This is a genomic window from Promicromonospora kroppenstedtii DSM 19349, assembly GCF_000515355.1.
Lineage (GTDB): Bacteria > Actinomycetota > Actinomycetes > Actinomycetales > Cellulomonadaceae > Promicromonospora > Promicromonospora kroppenstedtii.
Genome location: NZ_KI911686.1, coordinates 75,132 through 79,424, shown reverse-complemented (window position 1 = coordinate 79,424; position 4,293 = coordinate 75,132). Strand labels below are relative to the sequence as shown.

Annotated in this window: 5 protein-coding genes; all 5 read left to right on the top strand. The window is 72.6% G+C overall.

Features of this window, described 5'->3' with window-relative positions; all coding sequences use genetic code 11:
* Positions 1-128: 128 nt before the first annotated feature.
* The 5 genes from PROKR_RS32800 to PROKR_RS14980 all read left to right on the top strand — a co-directional run bounded on the left by PROKR_RS32800 (position 129) and on the right by PROKR_RS14980 (position 4,287).
* Positions 129-293: a hypothetical protein gene (locus PROKR_RS32800; protein WP_157602119.1), complete on the top strand. Its 165-nt coding sequence runs from the start codon at positions 129-131 to the stop codon at positions 291-293.
* Positions 293-1,006: a DsbA family oxidoreductase gene (locus PROKR_RS14995; protein WP_036964657.1), complete on the top strand. Its 714-nt coding sequence runs from the start codon at positions 293-295 to the stop codon at positions 1,004-1,006. The genes PROKR_RS32800 and PROKR_RS14995 overlap by 1 nt, the downstream gene beginning before the upstream one ends.
* On the top strand, positions 1,003-1,578 hold the full coding sequence (locus PROKR_RS35065) for a TetR/AcrR family transcriptional regulator (protein WP_036964444.1): 576 nt from the start codon (positions 1,003-1,005) through the stop codon (positions 1,576-1,578). Before PROKR_RS14995 ends, PROKR_RS35065 begins: the two co-directional genes overlap by 4 nt.
* A gap of 355 nt (positions 1,579-1,933) precedes the next feature.
* Entirely contained in the window at positions 1,934-3,064 is a 1,131-nt protein-coding gene (locus PROKR_RS14985; RefSeq protein WP_036964443.1) for a Gfo/Idh/MocA family protein, read from the top strand.
* Positions 3,061-4,287: a dihydrodipicolinate synthase family protein gene (locus PROKR_RS14980; protein WP_036964442.1), complete on the top strand. Its 1,227-nt coding sequence runs from the start codon at positions 3,061-3,063 to the stop codon at positions 4,285-4,287. Before PROKR_RS14985 ends, PROKR_RS14980 begins: the two co-directional genes overlap by 4 nt.
* The last annotated feature ends 6 nt before the right edge of the window (positions 4,288-4,293 follow it).

Genomic DNA, 4,293 nt, shown 5'->3' with positions numbered 1-4,293 from the left:
GGGCCGCTGAGCCGTTCGCCCCCGGCCACGCCGCGGGGCCGGCGTCCGGGTCCGGCCGGGTCGAGCTGCCCGGTGGCGGCCGCAGCCAAGTTGACGGGCGGTTCAAGTTAGACCTACCGTCCTTGACCATGAAGACGAGTGACACGGTCGCGGAGGCGACCCCGGTGGTCGAGACCCCGACGGAGGCGATCTCCGGCGTCGTCGACGGCGCCTCGGTCAGTTCCTCCCCGTTCGAGATCCTGCCCGCGGGCGAGGCGTTCGGCGTCTGCTCCGTGGACGGGGTGTGCTCCTGATGGCCGGTGCGTTCGGCCGGGCGGCCGACAAGCTCGTGATCGACGTGTGGAGCGACGTGATGTGCCCGTTCTGCTACATGGGCGACGCGCTCCTGGAGCAGGCGCTGGGGCAGTTCCCGCACTCCGCCCAGGTCGAGGTGCGCTACCACAGCTTCCTGCTGATGCCGCAGCTCACCGGCGACGTGCCGATCGACCTCATGGACCTGCTGGCGGCCGAGCGCGGCTTCCCCCGCGAGCAGGCCGAGGCCATGCACGAGCAGATCTCGGAGCGCGGCCGCCAGCTCGGGCTGGACTACCGGTTCGAGCAGGCGAAGGCCGTGGGCACGCGCACCGCACACCAGCTCAGCCACTTCGCGGCCGGCCAAGGCAAGCAGCACGAGATGGTCCAGCGGCTGTTCAAGGCCTACTTCACCGAGGGCCTGAACGTCGCGGACCACCAGGTCCTGGGCGACCTGGCCGCCGAGATCGGCCTGGACCGCGACGCCGCGCTCGCGGCTCTCGCGTCGGAGGAGTTCGCCGACGCCGTCGAGGCCGACATCCAGCAGGCCCGGCAGTACGGCATCACGGGCGTGCCGTTCTTCGTGTTCGCCGGCAAGTACGCGGTCTCCGGGGCGCAGCCGGTGGAGTCGTTCCTGCGGACGCTGGAGACGAGCTGGAACGAGACGATCGGCGCCCCCGCGGTCGCCGGGGCCGGGGCCGGGGCCGATCGGTGACCACTGACCCGCCACGGCTCCGAGCCGACGCGCGGCGCAACGTCGAGGGCATCCGGCTGGCTGCCCTCGACGTGTTCCGCGCGGGCGGGCTGAACAGTCCGCTGGACGAGGTGGCGCGGGCCGCGGGGGTCAGCAAGGGCACGATCTATCACCGCTTCGGGGGCCGGCAGGGCCTGATCGACGCGGTGGTCGAGGAGCTGTTCGCCGAGCGGATCGCGGGGATCATCAGCGAGGTCGCTGCCATCGAGGATCCCGTCGAGCGGTTCGAGGGCTACCTGCGCCGCATCTGGCTGGTCGCGTTCGACGAGCCCGCCGCCAACGACGTGCTGCTGCGCACCCAGCCCGGCTCCGGGGCGCTGACCGCGCTGTGCGAGCGCGCGAACGAGGTCGCCGGCGGGTTCCTCGCCGACGCCCAGGCAACCGGCGCGATCCGGGCCGACCTGAGCGCGGCCGACGTGCACGTGCTGATCTGGGAGCGCGGCATCATCGCCCGCGCCTGCGAGCCGCAGCACCGCGAGGGATTCATCCGCAGCTTCGAGCACACCCTGCGGGGGCTGCACGCCGGCGCCTGAGGCCGGGGTAGCAGTTGGCACCCAGCTTTCGGCAGTTGGCATCGAGATCGGCTCAGGCCTGAGCCGATCTCGATGCCAACTGCCGAGTCTGCGGGGCAAACTGCCGCCTCCCGCAGCACAGTGCCGAGTCTGCGGGGCAAACTGCCGCGTCCCGCAGCAAAGGGCCACGCCGGCCCGCAGCCCCATCGACGCGCGGCCCACTGCCCCGCCTCACCCCGGCCCACTGTCCCACCTCACCCCGGCCCCATGTACTCACCCGGAAACGTGCGCTACGCTCCCCTGGAAAGCGCATTCCAAGACGGCGCTCAACACCACCGACGATGGAGTCCCGCCCGTGACCACACTTCGCATCGCCATGAACGGCGTCACCGGCCGCATGGGTTACCGCCAGCACCTCGTGCGCTCGATCCTGCCGATCCGCGACCAGGGCGGCGTCACGCTCGCCGACGGTTCGCGCGTCCAGGTCGAGCCCGTGCTGGTGGGCCGCAACGCGGACAAGCTCAAGGAGCTCGCGGCCAAGCACGACGTCGAGCACTGGACCACCGACGTCGACGCGGCCATCAAGGACGCCGACATCGTGTTCGACGCCGCGATGACCAACCTGCGCGCCGCGACCCTGTCCAAGGCGATGCGCGAGGGCAAGCACGTCTTCACCGAGAAGCCGACGGCGGAGACCCTCGCCGAGGCCATCGACCTCGCGCGGTTGCAGGCCGAGACCGGCGTGACCGTCGGCGTCGTGCACGACAAGCTGTACCTGCCGGGCCTGGTGAAGCTGCGCCGGCTGGTGGACGAGGGCTTCTTCGGCCGCATCCTGTCGCTGCGCGGCGAGTTCGGCTACTGGGTGTTCGAGGGCGACTCGCAGCCCGCCCAGCGCCCCTCGTGGAACTACCGCGCCGAGGACGGCGGCGGCATCACCACGGACATGTTCTGCCACTGGAACTACGTGCTCGAGGGCATCCTCGGCAAGGTCAAGACGGTGACCGCGCGGACCGCCACGCACATCCCGACCCGCTGGGACGAGCAGGGCCGCGAGTACGCCGCTACGGCCGACGACGCCGCGTACGGCATCTTCGACATCACCACCCCGGGCGGGGACGACGTCGTGGCGCAGATCAACTCCTCGTGGGCCGTGCGCGTGTTCCGCGACGAGCTGGTCGAGTTCCAGGTGGACGGCACGCACGGCTCGGCCGTCGCGGGCCTGCGCGAGTGCCGCGCCCAGCACCGCGCGCACACCCCCAAGCCCGTGTGGAACCCGGACCTGCCGGTCACGGAGCCGTTCCGCGACCAGTGGCTCGACGTCCCCGCGAACGCCGACCTCGACAACGGCTTCAAGCTGCAGTGGGAGGAGTTCCTGCGCGACGTCGTGGCCGGCCGCCCGCACCGCTACGACCTGCTCTCGGCCGCGCGCGGCGTGCAGCTCGCCGAGCTCGGCCTGCAGTCCTCCGCGGAGGGCCGCCGCATCGACATCCCGGAGATCACCCTGTGAGCGGGGTCGCCGTTGTCCTCCCGCTGTTCGACGCCGAAGGCCGCGTCGCCGGCTCCGAGGCCGTCGAGCTGAACGCCCCCGGCCCGTGGACCACGCCGTCCGGCCCGATCACGTCCCGCGTCGCCTTCGCTGCCGCCCATGTGGTGCCGCAGGTCGGTGCGGAGAACGTGCCGGGCGCGCCCGCCGTCGTCGACTGGGACGCGACCCTCGCCTACCGGCACCGCATCTGGGAGCACGGGCTCGGCGTGGCCGACGCGATGGACACCGCCCAGCGCGGCATGGGCCTCGACTGGGCAGCCACCCAGGAGCTCATCCGGCGCTCGGCGGCCGAGGCCGCGTCCGTGGGCGCGCGCGTCGCGTGCGGCGCGGGCACGGACCAGCTCTCGCCAGAGGCCGTCGCGGCCCTCGAACCGGGCGACGCCGGCCTGGCCGTCGTCACCGAGGCCTACCGCGAGCAGGTGCACGTGGTGCAGGACGCCGGGGCGCAGGTCATCGTCATGGCCTCCCGCGCGCTGGCGCGCGTGGCCCGCGGCCCCGAGGACTACGCCCGTGTGTACGACGCCGTGCTGACCGAGACCGACCAACCCGTCGTCCTGCACTGGCTGGGCACCATGTTCGACCCGGCGCTGGCGGGCTACTGGGGCTCGGACTCCGTGGACGACGCCACCGCGACGTTCCTCGACCTGATCCGCGCGCACCAGCCCCGGATCGACGGCGTCAAGGTCTCGCTGCTCGACGCCGCCCACGAGGTGGGCCTGCGCCGGGCGCTGGCGGCGCTCCCCGCGGGCGACGGCAACCGACCCCGGCTCTACACCGGCGACGACTTCAACTACCCGGAGCTCATCGCGGGCGACGAGCAGGGACACTCGGACGCGCTGCTCGGCATCTTCGCCGCGATCTACCCGGCGGCCTCCACGGCCCTGCAGGCGTTCGACGCCGGAGACGCCGAGGGCGGCCACAAGATCCTGGCGTCGACCGAGGCGCTGGGGCGGCACATCTTCGCCGCGCCGACGTACTACTACAAGACCGGCATCGCGTTCCTGTCCTGGCTGAACGGGTTCCAGCCCGGGTTCTCGCTGGTGGGCGGCCTGCACTCCGGCCGGTCGCTGCGGCACCTGGTCGAGCTGGCCCGCCTGGCCGACGGCTGCGGCATGCTGCTCGACCCGCCCCTGGCCGCCGCGCGGCTGCGGGCGTTCCTGACGACGAACGGGGCGGCCGCATGAGCCGGG